This is a genomic window from Ochrobactrum sp. XJ1, assembly GCF_024701725.1.
Taxonomy (GTDB): Bacteria; Pseudomonadota; Alphaproteobacteria; order Rhizobiales; family Rhizobiaceae; genus Brucella; species Brucella anthropi.
Map to the genome: position 1 here is coordinate 234,435 of NZ_VDGD01000005.1, position 17,561 is coordinate 251,995.

The following is a 17,561-nucleotide window of genomic DNA, read 5'->3' on the forward strand; positions in this document are numbered from 1 at the left end:
CATTCTAGTCTGCCGGGCTCATGCCTCGGCGTGCGAGCACCTGGCGCTCGCAGAGGGCTACGATTTGATAGAAAATGACGGACAGCATCACGGACACCACGGCAACGGCCCAGATCATGCCGTAGTCGAGATAGCCGCGTGACTGGTTGAGAAGGTTTCCGAGCCCCGTACCCGTTGCCAGCCATTCTGCAATCATGACGCCGAGCAAAGCGCGCGGTACGGCAAGGCGGATGGCAGCGAAGAGATAGGGCAGGGAGGCGGGCACGGATACCAGACGGATTTGTGCCCAGATGCTGGCGCCATAGGCGCGGGGCACATCCAGTGCGGCACGAGGAACCAGTGCCATGCCCTGAGCCATAGTCACGAAGGCAGGGAAGAATGTGACTGAGACCGTAATCCAGAGGATGACGGACGGGCCGCGTCCCAATAACAAAACGAGCAGGGGTGTCAGGGCAACGAGTGGCATTGTCTGCGTGACAAGGGCGACAGGCATGAAGCCGCGCACGATGGCAGGCTTGGCGACTGAGGCGATGGCGAGGGCAAAGGCGAAAAGGATGCCTGCTGCCATGCCAAGAAAGGTAAGCGGTAAAGTCTGTGAAAGCGCTGTCAGCAATTTTGCCTGTGCGGGAGCTGCGGACGGAGCGAGGAAAAGATAGTCGAACAGTCCGGCTGGTGTCTTGGCGATCATGGCCGGTGTTCCCATGAAAACGAGCAGCAGCCACCACAAGACGAACGGAAGCGCGATCGAACAAAAGACGAGAATAAAGTTTAGGCCGCGAGAGCCGCGCGGGGCAGTGTTTGGAGCGTTGGCTGGGACGGTGATGGCCTTGGTGCTGCCAGTCAGCATTTTTGCAAGAATGGAAAAGAGCGCATAGGCCAATCCTGCGAGCAAGGTAGCGCACAGACCTATACCCCAGAGCCGGGTCGGTTCTGCTCGCCCGAGAGAACCGATCAGATAGGCGCCGAGACCGAAACGCCCACCGCCGCCAAACTCAGCCAGAATGGAGCCTAGAACCGCATTGGGAGCGGCAATACGCATACCGGCAAGGATTGACGGCAGAGCGGATCGCAATTGGGCCAGACGCAGCACTTTCCATCGGCTGCCACCATAGGCACGAACAATATCCACCATACGGCGGTCCGTCTGGCTGATGCCAGTCATGGTGGCGGCCATGGTGATGAAATAACAACCAAGTGCCGCCAGCGTGATACGCGGCGTCATTCCTGAAAAAGTCAGAACCAGAATAGGCGAGATGGCAATTGGAGGCAGTGCAAAAATCGCGATGTTGACGCCCCGACCCAGTTTTGCGGCAGCTGGAAAGAGGGCGAACAGAATGCCTGCAGCTACGGCAACAAGGTTTCCGATGACAAAGCCAGCACCGGCGCCCTGAAGCGTCGCTAGTATATGAGCTGGATAATCGGCACGGTCGATCCACAGACGGGCCAGGACCGCCGAAGGTGCTGGCAAGGCGCCGTCTGCAATCAGGGAAAAGCGGCCACAAATCTCCCAGACTGCAAGAAGAATAACCCAGTTGCGCAAGGTGGAGAGATGGGTTGATGGCTTCATGTCAGCCATGCAAAGCCTCCGCGACAGCGTCCTCCAGCGCATGGAATTGCGATGTGCTGAATATTTCGGGGCTGCGTGGGCGTTCCAGCGGAATATTGATGATCTTCGCGATGCGTCCGGGGCGACTGTGCATCACCACGATCCGGTCGGCGAGGAAAACCGCTTCGTCTATGCCATGGGTGACAAGCAGGGTGGTGGCCTTGCTTTCAAGCCATATGCGTTGAAGCTCAATGTTCATCTGGCGGCGCAATATCTGGTCGAGTGCGCCGAAAGGCTCGTCAAGAAACAGAACGCGCGGATCGGTGACCAGAGAGCGGGCAATTGCCACACGCTGGCGCATGCCGCCGGAAAGCTCACCCGGAAGTGCTTTTTCGAAGCCTTTGAGGCCAACAAGGGCGATCAATTCGGCAATCCGGTCGGTCTTTGCTGAACGAGACAGGCCAAGCACATCCAACGGCAAGGCAATATTGTCTTCGACATTGCGCCATGGCATGAGCGCTGCATCCTGAAAAGCCACACCGGTCAGTCCGACCGTTGCGGCCTCTACAGGGCTTTTGCCCATGACTGAAATCGAGCCGTTATCAGGCTGATCGAGACCGAGTGCCAACCGCAACATGGTCGACTTGCCACAACCGGACGGTCCTATGAGTGCAGTGAACGAGCCGGTGGGGCATTCGAGCGAGACATCGGATAGTGCAATTACATTCGTGCCGCGCCCCGAAAAGGAGCGCGTCACATTTTCAAGTTTGATCCCGGACATATCAGGCATCAAATCTCTTCAAGAAGCGTTGTGTCGAAATGATCGCGCTTGGCGGCGATGCCAATCGTACCGAGCGCCTTGATCGTGTTCTCGATGGCTTCTTCGCTCATGGAGAATACACCATTCGGCGTCTCGATCAGCGGCTTCTGCGCCGTGTTGAAATAGACTTCGTTTTCGATCGAGCGGCCGGTGCCCTTGAACCAGCTGTCGGCAAATTTTGGTGGGTAGGCTGCCGGGTCCTTGAGGTTTTCATCCCAGCCCTTGCGGCTTGCGCGAAGGAAAGCAACGAGATCCTTGCGCTTTGTCTTGAGTGTTTCTTCCGTAACGACAACCGTATCGTTGAAGATCGTAAAGCCAAAATCATAGAGCAGGAAGGAAACTGCTTCTTCGCCAGCCTGCTTGATGGTGAAAGGAACATTGGTCGTAAAATCGAGTGAAGCGTCGATTTCACCCTTGATGAGCGGCGTCGGATCATAAGCGTAAGGAACGATGTTGACTTGAGAAGGCTCTATGCCCGAAATCTTCAGCATGGCTTCAACCGAGATGACGTTGACCGGCGGTACAGCCAGCGTTTTGCCGATCAGGTCCTTTGGCTCCCTGATCGGGTTCTTGGCCAGCGAAATAATACCGATTGGGTTCTTCTGATACTGGGCGCCGATGATCTTGAAAGGCGCACCCTGTTCGACGATTGCCTTGATCGTCGTGTCGGGGGTGGTGAGGGTCAGATCGGCCTTGCCCGCAATGATCGTGCTTTCCGGAATGACGTCGGGGCCACCGGAGATATAGTTCAGGTCGAGGCCTTCTTCGCGATAGAAACCCTTGTCTACTGCAATGAAATAACCGCTGAATTCCGCGTCATTGATCCAGGAAGCCTGAAAGTTGAATGGTGTATCCGCAGAGGCAAAACGGCTCATGGCTGGCAGAGCGGCTGCGGCGCCCATCAGTCCGAGAAAACGACGGCGATCCAGGGCAATATTCATTGAATTTTCCTTTTGGTGCTGAACTGTCAGGCAATGCCGCGCATGCGCGCAAGCTCACGCAGCGGCGGGATGGACTGGATGTCTTCGGCTGAAACGTCGTTCCAGCGAATACCGCGCGGCCTGCGACGGTTGCGCGTTATCTCGATCAGGCGGCTGGGCGTGGCAATGAAGTCGAGAGCAATATCGTTCTCCGATACGTTGAGGCGCTCTTCCACGATCTGTACGTCATGCACGGCTGCCACAATCAGAGACTGCTCGTCGGCAAGTCCCAGATCGGTGAACATGCCCCATTCCAGATCGAAGAACGCATGGCCTTTGCCAAAACGGACTCCATCGATGGAAACAGCGGATGCGCCAGTCGCAATGACATCAAAACGACCGATATGGGTCAGGTCTTCTAGACTGACCGATCGACCGAAATGTTCCATTCCATCAAGCCAGGCTGCGGCTTTCTCCAACCCCGGGGGAACGGATCCCGGTTCGAGCAGGAGAAAGCCGCGCTGCATGCCGTAGGTCGGCATGATGAATGGTGTACCCGACATGATCAGGCGACGGCGCAACTCGATCATGGAATTATCTGGCGTCACAAAAACCAATTTGGCTTTCGCAATCCCTTCAATCGCCAGCAAGCGATCCGTAGCTGCCTCTACTCCTTCAAAGTCCGGTATGAATTCCGAGAATTTGAAGTGGAAGCGTGCATCAGGGCGCGCGACGTCTTTCAGCCGATCCCAGATGCGCTGCCGTGTATTGCGGGAATACGCCATGGAGAATCCATGAATTTCAATGTTTCACTATCAATGAAACAAATGTTTCAGTATTGCAAGAGGCGATGATAAGCTTTTTTAGTGCACAGAGAGATTCGGAATAAACGCACATGGCTTCACGTCTGGTACTGCGCATACAGGAGCGCTACGCAAAGCTCACGGCAGGCGAGCAGAAAATCGCGCAGCTCGTTCTCGAGCGCGAGGACGACATTCTGATTCATTCCGCTACCGAAATCGCGGAGATGGCCGGCGTATCCAAGGCGACCACAGCTCGCTTCTTTCAACATCTGGGCTATGCCGATTTCAATGAAGTGAAACTTCAGGCGCGTGAGGAGCGTAACCGTACCGAACCTTTTGAATATTCGAGTACGGTTGACGAAGAAGTGCCGCTGGTGCGTACCATCAGCGCACATCTCGATCTGGAGATCGCCAATATTACCCGGACGTTCGAGGCGCTTCGCTCCGACAAGATGCGCGAAGCTGCCGAACTTATTGCAGAAGCACCGCGTGTCTGGGTGATCGGGCTTGGTGACGAGGAAGGGTTTGCGCGCTACGCGCGGCTTCTGTTTTCAAGGCTGCGCCACAGCGTGATGCTCCTGGGCATCAACCAGGGGTCATGGGCTGAGGATCTGGCCATGACTGGTCCGAAGGATGTGTTGCTGCTGATCACATTGCCACCGCATCGGGCATTGCTGAAACAAATTCTGGGTTATGCCGTGACGAGCCGGTTGAATATCGTGACCATTACGGACCGAGGATCTGTTTTTGAGGCACAGCGTTACGCGCGTGTTGTTCTTCCGTGTCATGTAGACAGTATCGGATTGGGCGCATCTTATACCGCCGTCAGCAGCGCCATCCGGCTTCTGGCGTTGACCTATGCTTCATATGCGGGGAAATCGGCGCAACAGCGACTTGAGATCGTCGCCGGTATTCACGACGAACTTGACGATATGGACTGAAACTCAGCCGTTCAGTTGTTCCTGACATGCTCCGGGCGGAAGCCGACACCGATCAACCTGCCCGCAAGATGTGCAAGAATGGGCCAGCGTGCGAGGTGACGCATAAAGGCGGGTGGCTCATCGCGTCTGGTATTGTTCGTTTCACGCTTGCGACGATCACTGCGCATCATCAGTTGCAGTTTCTGCGTTGCCTTTGTGGGAAAGCGACGTCGGGCTTCGACTGCTAGGAGATACGGTTCCAAAGTTTGGTTATCCCTGAGCGGAGCGGCCAGAATATTGGCTGCTGCAACAGCATCCTGAATGGCGAGATTGACCCCAAAGCCACCAATTGGCGACATGGCATGGGCGGCATCGCCGATACACAGAAGCCCCGGTTTCCACCACGTTCTAAGTCGGTCGATGCGTACGCTCAAGAGATGAATGTCATCCCATGTGCCTATTTCGTTCATTCGGTCAGGAGGCAATGGAGAGACTTCTGCAACTGCCTTGCGGAATGCATCGAGTCCTCCCTGCCTGACATCGGCAAAGGTCTGTTTGCGGAGTACATAACCGCATTGCCAGTAGTCACCGCGATCGATCATGACGAAACCCTGTCGAGGGCCGCCATGGCCCATCGTATAGGGTGGGTCATTGGGAGCGTGCGACAGCTTCATCCAGAGAATTTCGCTTGGCGAGCCAAAACTTTCGACCTCCAGACCGGCTTTTGTGCGCACCACGGAGTTTCTTCCGTCCGCACCCACAACAAGTTTGGCATTGATATTTATGGTTTCAGCTGGTGTTGTCGCGACGAGGCCGGTGACACTTCCGTCCTTCTCGGTCAGATTGATCACACTTGCAGGCATAAGGAGCCTGAAGTTTGAATATTTCGCAGCTTCGCGTGCAATGTAATTCAGAAATTCCCATTGCGGCATGAAAGCGATGAAACGACACTGAGCGGGAATTCTCGAAAAATCGGCTATCGTAATGTCCTTGCCGCCAATCTCCGCATGTAGCCGATACGCCTTGGTATGGGGCAAGTCGAGAAGACCGTCCAGCAAGCCGAGTTCATGCATGACTTGAAGCGTGGACGGGTGAATTGTGTCCCCGCGAAAATCACGCAGAAAATCTGGATGCTTTTCGAGAACGGTCACGTTCACACCAGCGCGTGCAAGCAAAAGTCCCAGCATCATTCCTGCTGGCCCACCGCCCGCAATCGCGCAATCGGTTTCGATATAGCTTATTGGCTGCGTCATAACTGTTCCACTCGACCGCGCTTGTTTTGCACAAGACATAAAAAGACCGGCGCTCTCAATAGGTCAAGCGCCGGCTGGAAGTCTACGCGACCAGTAGAGGTCAAAACATGAATTAAATTATCAAGTTTAATTTGTCAAGCCAGTGAGCCCTGTCGTTGGGTCAGTGATTGGAGCCGATTTGATGGAAAGTACTCGAAATCTCTGACTCGTCAGTATATCAGGCATTGAGAATTGAAACCTATCCAAGCGCGGGTGGATTTCTTTTGCCAAGCTGCCGCTCGCGGAAGACCGAGAACAATCCGGCGCTGACGACGATGACCGCACCGGCAATGATGTTCCATGTCAATTGCTCGTGGAACACTGTGACTGCGATACACGCGCCGATAACGAGCTGCAGATAGGTAAGCGGTTGTACTTCTCCTGCCTCCAGAATGTTGTAGGCACGGATGAGGAAATAATGGCTTGCGATACCGCAGGCACAAAGGGCTGCCATCCAGAGCCAGTCGCTTCTGGCAATAGGCATGAGATAGAAACTGCCGACAAATGTGAGGGCAACAGCGCCTGCTATGCCGGTGTAGAAGAAGCTGGTCATGGCATCGTCGCTCTTGCTGACGGCGCGTGTCGCAACCGCGTAAACGGCGAACATGATCATCGCCGCCACGGGCAGAAGCAGGCTTGCGTCGAATGTCGCGTTCACTGGATTGATAATCAGCAGAACACCGATCAACCCGACAATAATTGCAGTCCAACGTCTCCAGCCAACCTTTTCGCCAAGGAAGGGCACGGAGAGCATGGTCACCAATAGCGGTGCGCCCTGAAAGATCGATTGTGCCGTTGCCATGCCCGCGCGACTGAGGGCGAATATGAATGTAACGATTTCAGCAGCAAGCAGGATGCCGCGAAAAACCTGTAAAAAGGGACGTTTCGTTGCTGCGGCCTTGGCAATGCCTCCGGAGCGGATTGCAAGCAGGAGGACGAAGGCTGCAAAGACCCAATAGCGGATCATCGTTATGAGGATCGGCGAATAATGGGTGCCAAGATACTTCGAAATACCATCCTGCGTTGCAAAAATGGTAACCGCGAGAAGTGTGAAGAGATAGCCCTGGCCTTTGCGTGTCATGGCGCACTCATATCGACACAGCTTTGGTGCTGCCACCCATAAAATCCGAAATGCCCACATAGTATGAGCATTCCATCGTTATCGACGGAAGATTTCCAGTCGATGTGCTTTGATGGATTGACACCTCCAAGTTCTCGGTTATTCTTTTATAAAAGCCTATATAACATAATTGTGGAACAAATCAAAAATGGGGGTTCTGCCTTGCGGATCAAATTTGCACTCCTTCTGGCTTCTGCCATGATCTTCAGTCCCGGCGTTTCGCTGGCTCAGGACAAGGGTGGTGTCATCAATGTCGCGACCATTGGCGAGCCGCCGACGCTTGACCCGATGGTATCCACTGCCGATCTTGTGGGTATCGTCACGCAGCATATCTTCGAAACGCTCTATACGTTCGACAAGGAATGGAAGCCGACGCCATTGCTGGCAGAAAGCCTGCCTGAAATCAGCGCGGATGGAAAAACCTATACGATCAAGCTGCGTTCCGGCATCAAGTTCCATGACGGTAGCGACATGACGTCGGAAGACGTGGTTGCGTCGCTGGAGCGCTGGACGAAGCTCGCTTCGCGCGGAAAGCAGGCGTCGGCCTTTATCGATAATATCGCGGCGACCGATCCGGCCACAGTGACGATAACGCTCAAGCAGCCTTATGCGCCATTGACCTCTCTGCTTGCCTTCAACAACTCTGCGGCGATCATCATACCGTCAGAAAAACAGGCTGAGCCGATGAATGAATTTATCGGTACCGGTCCCTATATGCTCAAGGAGCGAAAGGCTGATCAGTATATTCAGCTCGTGCGTTTCGACGGATACAAGTCGCGCGACGGTGAGAGTGATGGTTACGGTGGCGCACGCCATCAATATCTAGACGAAATCCGTTTCGTGTCAGTCCCGGATGCTAACACCCGTGTCGAGGCAGCGGTTTCCGGACAGTATGATTATGTCGATTCCATTCCGGTTGAATCATTTGACAAGATCAAGTCTTCGACAGCTTCCCAGCCATTGCTTCTCAAGCCCTTCGGCTATCCTGTCTTTGTTTTCAACACCAAGGAAGGTGTGGCGTCGAAACTGCCGGTCCGAAAGGCCGTGACACATGCGCTGAGCATGGAAGACATGCTTGCAGCGGCATTTGGCAGCACGGAATTCTATGCATTGGACGGCGCTTTCTATCCGTCCAATTTTGTCTGGAATACAGAAGCTGGCGTCGAAGGGAACTACAATGTGGCCCAGCCGGAAGCTGCAGCGGAAGAATTGAAGGCGGCCGGCTACAACGGCGAGCCGCTGCGTATTCTGACCAGCCGCCAGTACGAGTTCCATTACAAGATGGCGCAGGTGGCTGCCGAATATCTGAAACTTGCCGGTTTTACAGTGGATTTGCAGGTTGTCGATTGGGCGACGCTGACACAGCGCCGCGCAGATCCCAAGCTCTGGGATATCTACATAACGCACAGCCCCTTCCTGCCCGAGCCTGCTTTGATGGGCTCTCTGTCGACCAGTTCGCCGGGTTGGTGGGACACGCCAGCGCGTAAAACCGTCGTCGATGCTTTCACGTCCGAATCCAATCCGGAAAAGCGCGTTGCGCTGTGGGCGGACGTTCAGAAGACCATCTATGACGAACTGCCCCTGATCAAGATCGGCGACTTCAATGCCGTTGCAGCGATGTCCACCAAGCTGGAGGGCGTCGAGCCAGCGCCGTGGCCTTACTTCTGGAATGCTTCGTTGAAGAAGTAACTTCCGGCAAGGCGAATGCCGTCCTTACGGTCGGCATTCGCTGAATGGTTCAACCTGGAGAATCTGATCGCATGGTGCGCTACATCCTTCAGCGGTTTGTCGGCATGGCTGTCGTCATGTTTCTGGTCGTAACGATCGTATTCGTGATCGTTCGTGTGACGCCCGGCGATCCTGCCGCCGTCATGCTTGGGCCGGACGCATCGGCGCAGGACATTGCCGATCTGCGCGCTCGACTCGGACTCGATCAGTCGCTGGTCATCCAATACTTCTACTACATCGGTCAGCTACTGAAGGGCGATCTCGGCCAGTCGATCTTCCTCAACATGCCGGTTGGTGCAGCATTGCTCGACCGGGCTGAGCCGACCTTCTTTCTGACCGTTCTTTCGCTTCTGATTGCCTGCATCATTGCCCTGCCGGTTGGAGTTTATGCAGCTTATCGGCGCGGTTCCTTTGTCGATCAGGCGGCGACAACGGTTGCTATGCTTGCAGCGAGCATACCGAGCTTCTGGCTCGGTCTCATCCTCATGCAGTTTTTTGCCGTCCGGCTGAACCTGTTTCCGGTATCCGGCTATGGCGGGCCGGGTTCGAGCTTCATCGATCGAATGTACCATCTGATCCTGCCAGCCATCGCGCTGGGGCTGGTTTCCTCCGCTCTGATCCTGCGTTTCACGCGCGCCTCAATGCTTGATGTTCTTGGTGACGATTACATCCGCACGGCGCGCGCAAAGGGGTTGATCGAGCGGCGCGTGATCATGAAGCACGCATTGAAGAATGCGCTTATCCCTATCCTCACAGTCGTCGGTCTCACCGCAGCCGTTCTGATCTCCGGCGCTGTGGTGACGGAGACTGTGTTCGGCCTGCCGGGGGTTGGCAATCTTGTCGTGTCTGCGGTCCTTCGACGGGATTACCCGGTAATTCAGGGCGCGCTGCTCGTCATCGCGGGGCTCTATGTCCTGATCAATTTCATCATCGACATGCTCTATCTGTTCGTAGATCCGAGGGTTCGCTACTGATGGCCGATCTTGTTACGACCACGCAAAAAGCCCCTTCGGAACGCGCTTTGTTCATCCGTCGGCTGTTCAAACGCAAGACGGTGGCGGCAGGCATCATTGTGCTTGCCGTCTTCGCTATCCTCGCGCTGCTGGCACCCTGGATCGCGCCTTATTCACCGTCGAAGCTTTCTATCGTCAACCGGCTCAAGCCACCGAGCGAGATGTTCTGGTTCGGTACGGACGAGTTCGGGCGCGATGTCTTTTCACGCACGATCTATGCCGGACGGCTGTCACTTATGGTGGGCGCGGCGGTCGTTGTCCTGTCGGCGATCATAGGGGTTACGCTCGGATTGCTTGCAGGCTTCTTTCAGCGTCTGGATACGCCGATCGCTCGCCTGATCGACGCGATGATGGCATTCCCCGATATTCTGCTGGCCATTGCGCTGGTCGCGGCGCTCGGTCCGTCGCTGGCGACGGTCATCGTTGCGCTGTCTGTTGTTTACGCACCGAGGCTGGCGCGCATTGTGCGCGCCTCAACGCTGGTGATCCGTGAGCTGCCCTATGTCGAAGCGGCCCAATCGCTTGGAATTTCGACATTCCACATCATGACGCGGCACGTGCTGAGAAATCTGATCTCACCCATCATCGTGCAGTGCACTTTCCTTTTTGCGAGCGCAATGCTCGCCGAAGCGGGGCTCTCTTTCCTTGGTCTCGGCGTAAGCCCCGAGATTCCAACCTGGGGAACCATGATTGCGGCAGGACGCCAATATATCGGTCAGGCCGACTGGATGACCTACTTCCCCGGCTTCGCCATCATTCTTTCTGTTCTCTCGCTCCAGATGGTGGGGGATGGACTACGCGACATGCTCGATCCAAGACTGCGAAGGGATTTGTAATATGATTTCCGGTGAACAGGCGAAGCCGCTTCTTATCACCAATGTCAAACCGGTAGCCTTCGGGGTGGAACACTCCGACGCGATGACCGATATTCTGGTCGGAAAAGACGGTAGTATCAGCGCCATCGGCAAGTCGTTGAACGCACCAGCCGATGTGGAGCGTGTCGATGGCAAAGGAGCCTGGATTTCGCCGGGTTGGGTCGACCTGCATGTCCATATCTGGCATGGCGGTACGGATATTTCCATACGCCCTTCAGAGTGCGGCGCTGAACGAGGAGTGACGACGCTCGTCGATGCCGGTTCGGCAGGAGAGGCCAATTTCCATGGCTTCCGGGAATATATCATCGAGCCGTCCAAGGAACGGATCAAAGCCTTCCTCAACCTCGGCTCAATCGGCCTTGTTGCCTGCAACCGGGTTCCGGAACTGCGAGACATCAAGGACATTGATCTCGACCGTATTCTCGAATGCTACGCAGCCAACAGCGAGCATATTGTTGGGATCAAGGTCAGGGCCAGTCACGTCATAACCGGGTCATGGGGCGTTACGCCGGTCAAGCTTGGCAAGAAGATCGCCAAGATACTCAAAGTGCCCATGATGGTGCATGTGGGCGAACCGCCGGCGCTCTACGACGAAGTTCTGGAAATCCTTGGGCCAGGCGATGTGGTCACACATTGCTTCAACGGAAAATCCGGCTCCAGCATCATGGAAGACGAAGACCTCTTCAACCTCGCGGAACGCTGCGCAGGCGAGGGCATCCGGCTGGATATAGGCCATGGTGGGGCATCCTTCTCGTTCAAGGTCGCCGAAGCGGCAATTGAACGCGGTCTCCTTCCATTTTCGATCTCGACGGACTTGCATGGCCATTCGATGAACTTCCCTGTTTGGGATCTGGCGACAACCATGTCCAAACTGCTGTCGGTCAACATGCCGTTTGAAAATGTCATCGAAGCCGTCACACATAATCCGGCGTCGGTGATTAAGCTCTCGATGGAAAACCGGCTGTCGGTTGGGCAACGTGCTGATTTCACGATCTTTGATCTGGTTGACGCCGACTTGGAAGCGACGGATTCCAATGGCGATGTGTCTCGCCTGAACAGGCTATTTGAACCCCGCTACGCCGTCATCGGTGCCGAGGCCATTACGGCCAGCCGCTATATACCGCGTGCGCGCAAACTCGTTCGCCATAGCCATGGCTATTCGTGGCGCTGAAACTGTCGGCGCAGCATTGAATTTGCGGGAACGTCCCGTGACGAAATGATGAGGAAAATTCGTGTCTCATTCTCCCCAAACGACCGAAGTACAGCATTCTCCCTACGACCGGCTGGCTTCACTTGGCATAACTTTGCCGCCACCGCCGCCGCCTATCGCGAATTTTGTCACGCATGTTCGGGAAGGCAATATCCTCTATCTTTCGGGGCAAGGACCGCGGGAAGAGAGCGGCCATTTGCGCGCGGGTAAAGTCGGTGGCGACATCGGCGTGGATCAGGCTTATCAGGATGCCCGTCTGACGGGTATCAATCTGCTGGCTGTCATGCACGAGGCGCTTGGTGACCTTTCCCGTGTCAAGCGGGTCGTGAAGCTATTGGGTATGGTCAATGCCGTGCCAGATTTCGAACTGCACCCCAATGTCATCAATGGCTGCTCCGATCTTTTCATCGAAGTATTTGGCGCTGCCGGCCAACATGCGCGTTCAGCCGTCGGCTTCGGTTCCTTGCCGGGCAATATCACGGTGGAAATCGAAGCGATTGTCGCCCTGAACGATTAGGACAGCGTCAATGATTGCGCCAGCCCATCAGCTTTTCGATCTTCGCTGCCGAAGCACGCACCTGACTGGTGTAGCGGCTTTCGTCGGAAAGCACCTTCTGTTCGGGAAGCACGATGGAAATGGTCGCAACGCATTGTCCATCGCGGTCGCAGATCGGGGAAGCAATACAGGCCACCGCATAGTCGGATTCCGCAATCTGGATCGAGAGCCGCTCATCGAAGGCTTTCGCTGCAGCCTCCGAGAGACTTGTGGCGTCGATTTCGGCCCGACCGGTTGGAGAAGTCCGGGCGCAGCGTTTGAAAAGCTCGATCCGTTCATTCGCAACCAAATGACCGACCAGAAGGCGACCCGACGCGGTCCAGTTCAAAGGCACTCTTGTGCCGACTCGCGAGGCAACCTGAAACGGGCTTGGTCCATCCGCCATGGCCAGAACAAGCATATGATCGCCATCCCGGCCGCAAAGCTGCACCGCTTCGTTTGCTTCGCGGCAGAGATCATGCATCTCGTGCGTAGCGACGCTCATGAAATCAAGCGATCGCGCATAGGCAAGACCATAGTGGTAGAGCCGCGCGCCGAGCCAGATTGCACCATCCACGTTGCGGGCAAGCATGTTCTTTTCAACCAGATCGTCGATGGTCACATAGACTGTCGACAAAGGCGCCCTGATCGCTTTTGCAATCGCATAGGGACCAGCCGGAGCGCCGGTTTCATAAAGATAATCAATCACCTGCAGTGCGCGGTCTATGCCGCTCACACGCGAGCGGCGTGTCGACTTGTTTTCAAGGTCGTCCGCAGGGGACGTTTCGGCGGGGACGGTGGGTGATGATGCGCTCACTCAAGTGCTCCATGTGAAACTCAAGAAGTTATTACATTATTATGGCATATTCGTCTATGCCCGAGACAGTGAAAGAAATGGGAGAAATGAAATGACCGATGATATTCGCCGCAAGATCGGGCTTCGACCGGTCATCAATGTTTCCGGTACGATGACATCACTTGGTGCATCCATCGTTGTGCCCGAGGCAGTCGAGGCGATGGCGGCCATCCTGCCACAATTCGTCGAGGTCAATGATCTGCAGCGTAAGGCGAGCGAAGTGATCGCACGATTGACAGGTGGCGAAGCTGGCTTCGTCACTGCGTCCTGCTCATCAGGCATTACGCTTGCCGTTGCCGGAGCTATGACAGGCAACAACCTCCTAGCGATTGAACGATTGCCGGATATCACGTCGGAAAAGAACGAAGTTCTGGTGCAGACCGGTCACGTGGTCAGCTACGGCGCGCCGGTCGATCAGGCAATCCGGCTCGCGGGAGGCAAAGTCGTCCTGATCGGACAGGCAACATCGACCCACCGTTATCACATGGAAAATGCGATTACCGAGAAGACGGCTGCGGCGGTTTATGTCGTATCGCATCATGTCGTGGACTACGGCCTTCTCCATCTCAGCGAGTTTGTCGAGATCGCGCATGCCAAGGGCGTGCCCGTGATCGTGGATGCTGCATCTGAATATGACCTGAAGCTGTTTCTGGAAAAGGGCGCAGATATCGCAATCTATTCGGGACACAAGTTTCTGGGCGGCCCGACCTCTGGCATCGTTGCAGGCAGGAAGGAACTTGTCCGTAATGCTTTCCTGCAGAATCTTGGCATCGGGCGAGGCATGAAAGTCGGCAAAGAGAGCATTTACGGCGTCATGGCAGCGCTGGAAGCGTGGGAAAAGCGTGACCATGCTGGAATTCGCGAGAGGGAAACCGGATATCTGGAACTGTGGAAGAAGACGCTGGATGGTCGCCCCGGTATCACGGCTCTGATCGAACCAGATCCGACCAACAACCCGCTCGACCGCCTGCGAGTAATTGTATCAGCTACTGATGCCCACATCACGGCCTGGGATTTGGTAACCGCTCTTGCGCGAGGGAACCCACCGATCATCACACGTGACCATGAGGTAGAGCACAACTATTTCTATCTCGATCCCTGTAATCTTCATCCCGGTCAGGAAACCGTTGTTGCGCAGCGTCTTGGTGAGGAGCTCGATAAAGCCCGGGCGTCTAATGAGATTATCGCCACTCCTTTTGAGGACCGAAGCAGACATCGTTTCGACGGTTTGCTGCGTTGGCCGGATTGATAATCGGAAGAGTCTGAGTAAAGCGGAGGAACATCATGACGTCTGAGAAAATAGCGACGGTTGGAAAACACGAACCTGTTCTATCCGTTCAAGGACTGACCACTTCTTTTCTGGTCGATGGTGTCTGGAAGCCTGTTGTCGATGACGTTTCCTTCGATGTCCACCCCGGAGAAACCGTGGCAATCGTCGGGGAATCCGGCTCGGGCAAGAGCGTAACCTCGCTGTCGATCATGCGGCTTCTGCAGAAGGATACGAGCCGCACCGAAGGCAGTATCAGGTTGGGAGATCTGGAGCTTCTGACGCTCCCGGAAGAGGAAATGCGCCGGATACGCGGCAATGAAATCTCCATGATCTTTCAAGAGCCGATGACCAGCCTCAACCCGCTCTTCACAATCGGAGACCAGATCTCGGAAGCATTGCTCTGCCATTCGCAAATGTCGAAGGCAGATGCGCGTGTTGAAACGATCCGCTTGCTTGAAAAGGTCCGTATCCCGTCGGCTGCTTCCCGCTTCGATGAATATCCGCATCGCTTTTCAGGCGGTATGCGTCAGCGTGTCATGATCGCGATGGCTCTGGCGTCGAGACCCAAACTGCTGATCGCCGACGAACCGACAACGGCATTGGATGTAACCATTCAGGGGCAGATACTCGATCTTATCAAGACATTGCAGGAAGAAGAGGGCACGTCCGTTCTTTTCATCACGCATGACATGGGCGTGGTGGCCGAAATATCGGATCGTACGGTCGTCATGTTTCGGGGAAAGCAGGTCGAGACAGGGCAGACTGCCGATATTTTCCGGCAGAGCCAGCATCCTTATACGCGAGCACTTTTGTCGGCGGTTCCTGTACTGGGTTCAATGCAGGGCTATCAACGTCCTCTGCGGTTTCCGATAGTAGACAATGCGACTGGCCTTTCGGAAACGCCAGTCGAGGTGGCGGATACGGTCGACAAGATCGATGTACCCGTGTTGGAAGTAAAAGGCCTTACAAAGCGCTTCGAGATTTATTCGGGCTTTATGTCTCGCCTGAGCGGGCGTGTTCATGCCGTGGAAAACGTGTCCTTCGATCTTCGCAAGGGCGAAACCCTTTCGCTGGTTGGCGAGAGTGGGTGTGGGAAATCGACGACCGGCCGTGCCATCATGCGGCTGAGCGAACCGGATTCCGGTGAAGTTCTGGTTGAAGGCCGAAACATTCTGTCCCTCGACAAACAGGCTATGCGCGAGATGCGACGGTCGGTTCAGATGATCTTTCAGGATCCCTATGCATCGTTGAACCCGCGCATGACAGTGGGTACCGCGATCGCGGAACCCTACATTGAACACCGGCTGGGGAGTGTGCGGGACGCGAAGGATGTTGTTGCAGACATGCTGGAGAAAGTTGGCCTCACGCCTGATATGGCAAAGCGCTATCCGCATGAATTCTCTGGCGGGCAAAGGCAGCGTATCTGTATCGCCCGCGCGCTTGCCTTGAAACCTAAAGTCATCGTGGCAGATGAGAGTGTGTCGGCGCTCGACGTCTCGATCAAGGCGCAGGTCATCAATCTCATGCTCGATCTTCAACAAAGTCTCGATCTGGCGTTTCTGTTCATCTCACACGATATGGCCGTCGTTGAGCGTGTAAGCCATCGTGTGGCCGTCATGTATCTGGGCGAGATCGTAGAAATCGGACCGAGATCGGCGGTATTTGAGAACCCTCAACATGATTACACACGCAAGCTGATGGCGGCTGTTCCGGTTCCTGATCCTGACCGACGCCGGGTGAAGCTTTCAAGCGAAACGGGAGAACTCAAAAGCCCAATCCGTCCCGCGGATTTCGTTGTGCCTTTGCGCGAATATCGAGAGGTATCGCCGCAGCACTTCGTGGCGTTGTAGAGCATGCAATTCATTATGGTGCGCCGAGACGATCCAGTGCAGTGCGAAGCGGAGTTTCGGAAATGTGGATCAGTCCGGCATAGGGGCTCGCCATATCCGAAATCACGAAAATCGCGCCGGCAACGGACAATGAGCATACGATTATTATCAGTATGACAGTGCTGTTTAGCGGGGCCTGTAGGCCAAAAGTTGCGAATAAAAGCGCCAGCCATGAAATCAGCACGATGAGAAATGGGACAGGCAGCCCTTCATCTGTCGTTTCCACCAATTGCCAGTGACCTTCTGCAATCATGCTGCTGACTTCAAGCGCGCGTGTTTGGAGAGAGCCTTGCGCGGTGTCCTTCGGGTTCAAAGCGCGCAGACTGTCCTGAATATCCTCAATATCCTTGAACTCCGGCAAAGCTCCATTGGACAGCTCATCGGCTCGCTCAGCATTCCATGCCCGATCGAGACGTTTCTGGATTATTTGCTTGAGTACGGCACGTGGATGCTCCGTTTCAGGACCATAGCGGGCCATGATCCGGTCCAGGAGAACAATGCGGGCTGCCGATGTCTTCATCTCGGCTTGCGCATTGTCGTAATCGGATTTTGCCGAAGCAATCAGAAGTCCGAGAGCGAGAGCGGAAAGTGTTCCGACAACAGCGGTGGCAAGGCGTATGACATCCTTGGACTCAGAGTTAAGATGATGCTCGGGCAAACGCGATCGAGCGAACATGCCAAGCATAGTCGCCAATATCAGGATGAAGAATACCAGTGCGCCAAGCAATAAGGAGTTCAACTTCGCCTTCCGCGACTTGCTCTCG

General features: G+C 55.2%; 16 protein-coding genes. 8 read left to right on the forward strand and 8 right to left on the reverse strand.

Features of this window, described 5'->3' with window-relative positions; all coding sequences use genetic code 11:
• Window positions 1-4: 4 nt before the first annotated feature.
• From FG152_RS10835 to FG152_RS10850, 4 genes are read right to left on the reverse strand one after another with little or no spacing between them, the layout of a single operon-like run.
• Window positions 5-1,576 (reverse strand): ABC transporter permease, encoded by a 1,572-nt coding sequence (locus tag FG152_RS10835; RefSeq protein ID WP_036579720.1) that lies wholly within the window; start codon window positions 1,574-1,576, stop codon window positions 5-7.
• Complete coding sequence (locus tag FG152_RS10840; RefSeq protein ID WP_036579724.1) at window positions 1,569-2,336, reverse strand: ABC transporter ATP-binding protein; 768 nt, start codon at window positions 2,334-2,336, stop codon at window positions 1,569-1,571. The genes FG152_RS10835 and FG152_RS10840 overlap by 8 nt, the downstream gene beginning before the upstream one ends.
• Complete coding sequence (locus FG152_RS10845; RefSeq protein WP_010660943.1) at window positions 2,336-3,307, reverse strand: ABC transporter substrate-binding protein; 972 nt, start codon at window positions 3,305-3,307, stop codon at window positions 2,336-2,338. Before FG152_RS10845 ends, FG152_RS10840 begins: the two co-directional genes overlap by 1 nt.
• Before the next feature lie 26 nt (window positions 3,308-3,333).
• Entirely contained in the window at window positions 3,334-4,071 is a 738-nt protein-coding gene (locus tag FG152_RS10850) for a 5-formyltetrahydrofolate cyclo-ligase (RefSeq protein WP_010660944.1), read from the reverse strand.
• Between the two features lie 110 nt (window positions 4,072-4,181).
• Here FG152_RS10850 and FG152_RS10855 point away from each other — a divergent pair, with 110 nt between their 5' ends.
• Entirely contained in the window at window positions 4,182-5,030 is an 849-nt protein-coding gene (locus FG152_RS10855) for a MurR/RpiR family transcriptional regulator (RefSeq protein ID WP_036579077.1), read from the forward strand.
• 11 nt (window positions 5,031-5,041) lie between these two features.
• On the opposite strand, the gene FG152_RS10860 is transcribed toward FG152_RS10855, so the two are convergent.
• Entirely contained in the window at window positions 5,042-6,262 is a 1,221-nt protein-coding gene (locus tag FG152_RS10860) for an FAD-dependent oxidoreductase (protein ID WP_036579075.1), read from the reverse strand.
• A 238-nt stretch (window positions 6,263-6,500) separates the two neighbouring features.
• Window positions 6,501-7,382 (reverse strand): DMT family transporter, encoded by an 882-nt coding sequence (locus FG152_RS10865; protein WP_036577523.1) that lies wholly within the window; start codon window positions 7,380-7,382, stop codon window positions 6,501-6,503.
• Window positions 7,383-7,619: 237 nt separating this feature from the next.
• Here FG152_RS10865 and FG152_RS10870 point away from each other — a divergent pair, with 237 nt between their 5' ends.
• From FG152_RS10870 to FG152_RS10890, 5 genes are all read left to right on the forward strand, one after another.
• Complete coding sequence (locus tag FG152_RS10870) at window positions 7,620-9,110, forward strand: ABC transporter substrate-binding protein (protein ID WP_373418748.1); 1,491 nt, start codon at window positions 7,620-7,622, stop codon at window positions 9,108-9,110.
• A 71-nt stretch (window positions 9,111-9,181) separates the two neighbouring features.
• Window positions 9,182-10,123: an ABC transporter permease gene (locus FG152_RS10875; RefSeq protein ID WP_010660949.1), complete on the forward strand. Its 942-nt coding sequence runs from the start codon at window positions 9,182-9,184 to the stop codon at window positions 10,121-10,123.
• Window positions 10,123-10,998: an ABC transporter permease gene (locus FG152_RS10880; RefSeq protein WP_010660950.1), complete on the forward strand. Its 876-nt coding sequence runs from the start codon at window positions 10,123-10,125 to the stop codon at window positions 10,996-10,998. The genes FG152_RS10875 and FG152_RS10880 overlap by 1 nt, the downstream gene beginning before the upstream one ends.
• Window position 10,999: 1 nt before the next feature.
• The gene (locus FG152_RS10885; RefSeq protein ID WP_036577526.1) at window positions 11,000-12,208 is read left to right on the forward strand and encodes an amidohydrolase/deacetylase family metallohydrolase; all 1,209 of its coding nucleotides are present in this window, start codon (window positions 11,000-11,002) and stop codon (window positions 12,206-12,208) included.
• Window positions 12,209-12,269: 61 nt separating this feature from the next.
• On the forward strand, window positions 12,270-12,764 hold the full coding sequence (locus FG152_RS10890) for a RidA family protein (protein ID WP_036577528.1): 495 nt from the start codon (window positions 12,270-12,272) through the stop codon (window positions 12,762-12,764).
• 7 nt (window positions 12,765-12,771) lie between these two features.
• Here FG152_RS10890 and FG152_RS10895 read toward each other — a convergent pair whose 3' ends face one another.
• On the reverse strand, window positions 12,772-13,599 hold the full coding sequence (locus tag FG152_RS10895) for an IclR family transcriptional regulator (RefSeq protein WP_036577530.1): 828 nt from the start codon (window positions 13,597-13,599) through the stop codon (window positions 12,772-12,774).
• Between the two features lie 91 nt (window positions 13,600-13,690).
• Here FG152_RS10895 and FG152_RS10900 point away from each other — a divergent pair, with 91 nt between their 5' ends.
• Window positions 13,691-14,887 carry an aminotransferase class V-fold PLP-dependent enzyme gene (locus tag FG152_RS10900; protein ID WP_036577532.1) on the forward strand — a complete coding sequence of 399 codons (1,197 nt, stop codon included), beginning with the start codon at window positions 13,691-13,693 and terminating at the stop codon, window positions 14,885-14,887.
• 35 nt (window positions 14,888-14,922) lie between these two features.
• Window positions 14,923-16,758 carry an ABC transporter ATP-binding protein gene (locus tag FG152_RS10905; RefSeq protein ID WP_036577533.1) on the forward strand — a complete coding sequence of 612 codons (1,836 nt, stop codon included), beginning with the start codon at window positions 14,923-14,925 and terminating at the stop codon, window positions 16,756-16,758.
• Between the two features lie 13 nt (window positions 16,759-16,771).
• Here FG152_RS10905 and FG152_RS10910 read toward each other — a convergent pair whose 3' ends face one another.
• Window positions 16,772-17,536 carry a bestrophin-like domain gene (locus tag FG152_RS10910; protein ID WP_036577535.1) on the reverse strand — a complete coding sequence of 255 codons (765 nt, stop codon included), beginning with the start codon at window positions 17,534-17,536 and terminating at the stop codon, window positions 16,772-16,774.
• Between the last annotated feature and the right edge of the window lie 25 nt (window positions 17,537-17,561).

Coding starts and splice junctions, on each gene's coding strand:
- FG152_RS10865 (WP_036577523.1), bottom strand. CDS start 7,382: ATGACACGCAAAGGCCAGGGCTATCTCTTCACACTTCTCGCGGTTACC.
- FG152_RS10850 (WP_010660944.1), bottom strand. CDS start 4,071: ATGGCGTATTCCCGCAATACACGGCAGCGCATCTGGGATCGGCTGAAA.
- FG152_RS10845 (WP_010660943.1), bottom strand. CDS start 3,307: ATGAATATTGCCCTGGATCGCCGTCGTTTTCTCGGACTGATGGGCGCC.
- FG152_RS10855 (WP_036579077.1), top strand. CDS start 4,182: ATGGCTTCACGTCTGGTACTGCGCATACAGGAGCGCTACGCAAAGCTC.
- FG152_RS10870 (WP_373418748.1), top strand. CDS start 7,620: ATGATCTTCAGTCCCGGCGTTTCGCTGGCTCAGGACAAGGGTGGTGTC.
- FG152_RS10840 (WP_036579724.1), bottom strand. CDS start 2,336: ATGCCTGATATGTCCGGGATCAAACTTGAAAATGTGACGCGCTCCTTT.
- FG152_RS10875 (WP_010660949.1), top strand. CDS start 9,182: ATGGTGCGCTACATCCTTCAGCGGTTTGTCGGCATGGCTGTCGTCATG.
- FG152_RS10880 (WP_010660950.1), top strand. CDS start 10,123: ATGGCCGATCTTGTTACGACCACGCAAAAAGCCCCTTCGGAACGCGCT.
- FG152_RS10905 (WP_036577533.1), top strand. CDS start 14,923: ATGACGTCTGAGAAAATAGCGACGGTTGGAAAACACGAACCTGTTCTA.
- FG152_RS10900 (WP_036577532.1), top strand. CDS start 13,691: ATGACCGATGATATTCGCCGCAAGATCGGGCTTCGACCGGTCATCAAT.
- FG152_RS10835 (WP_036579720.1), bottom strand. CDS start 1,576: ATGGCTGACATGAAGCCATCAACCCATCTCTCCACCTTGCGCAACTGG.
- FG152_RS10860 (WP_036579075.1), bottom strand. CDS start 6,262: ATGACGCAGCCAATAAGCTATATCGAAACCGATTGCGCGATTGCGGGC.
- FG152_RS10885 (WP_036577526.1), top strand. CDS start 11,000: ATGATTTCCGGTGAACAGGCGAAGCCGCTTCTTATCACCAATGTCAAA.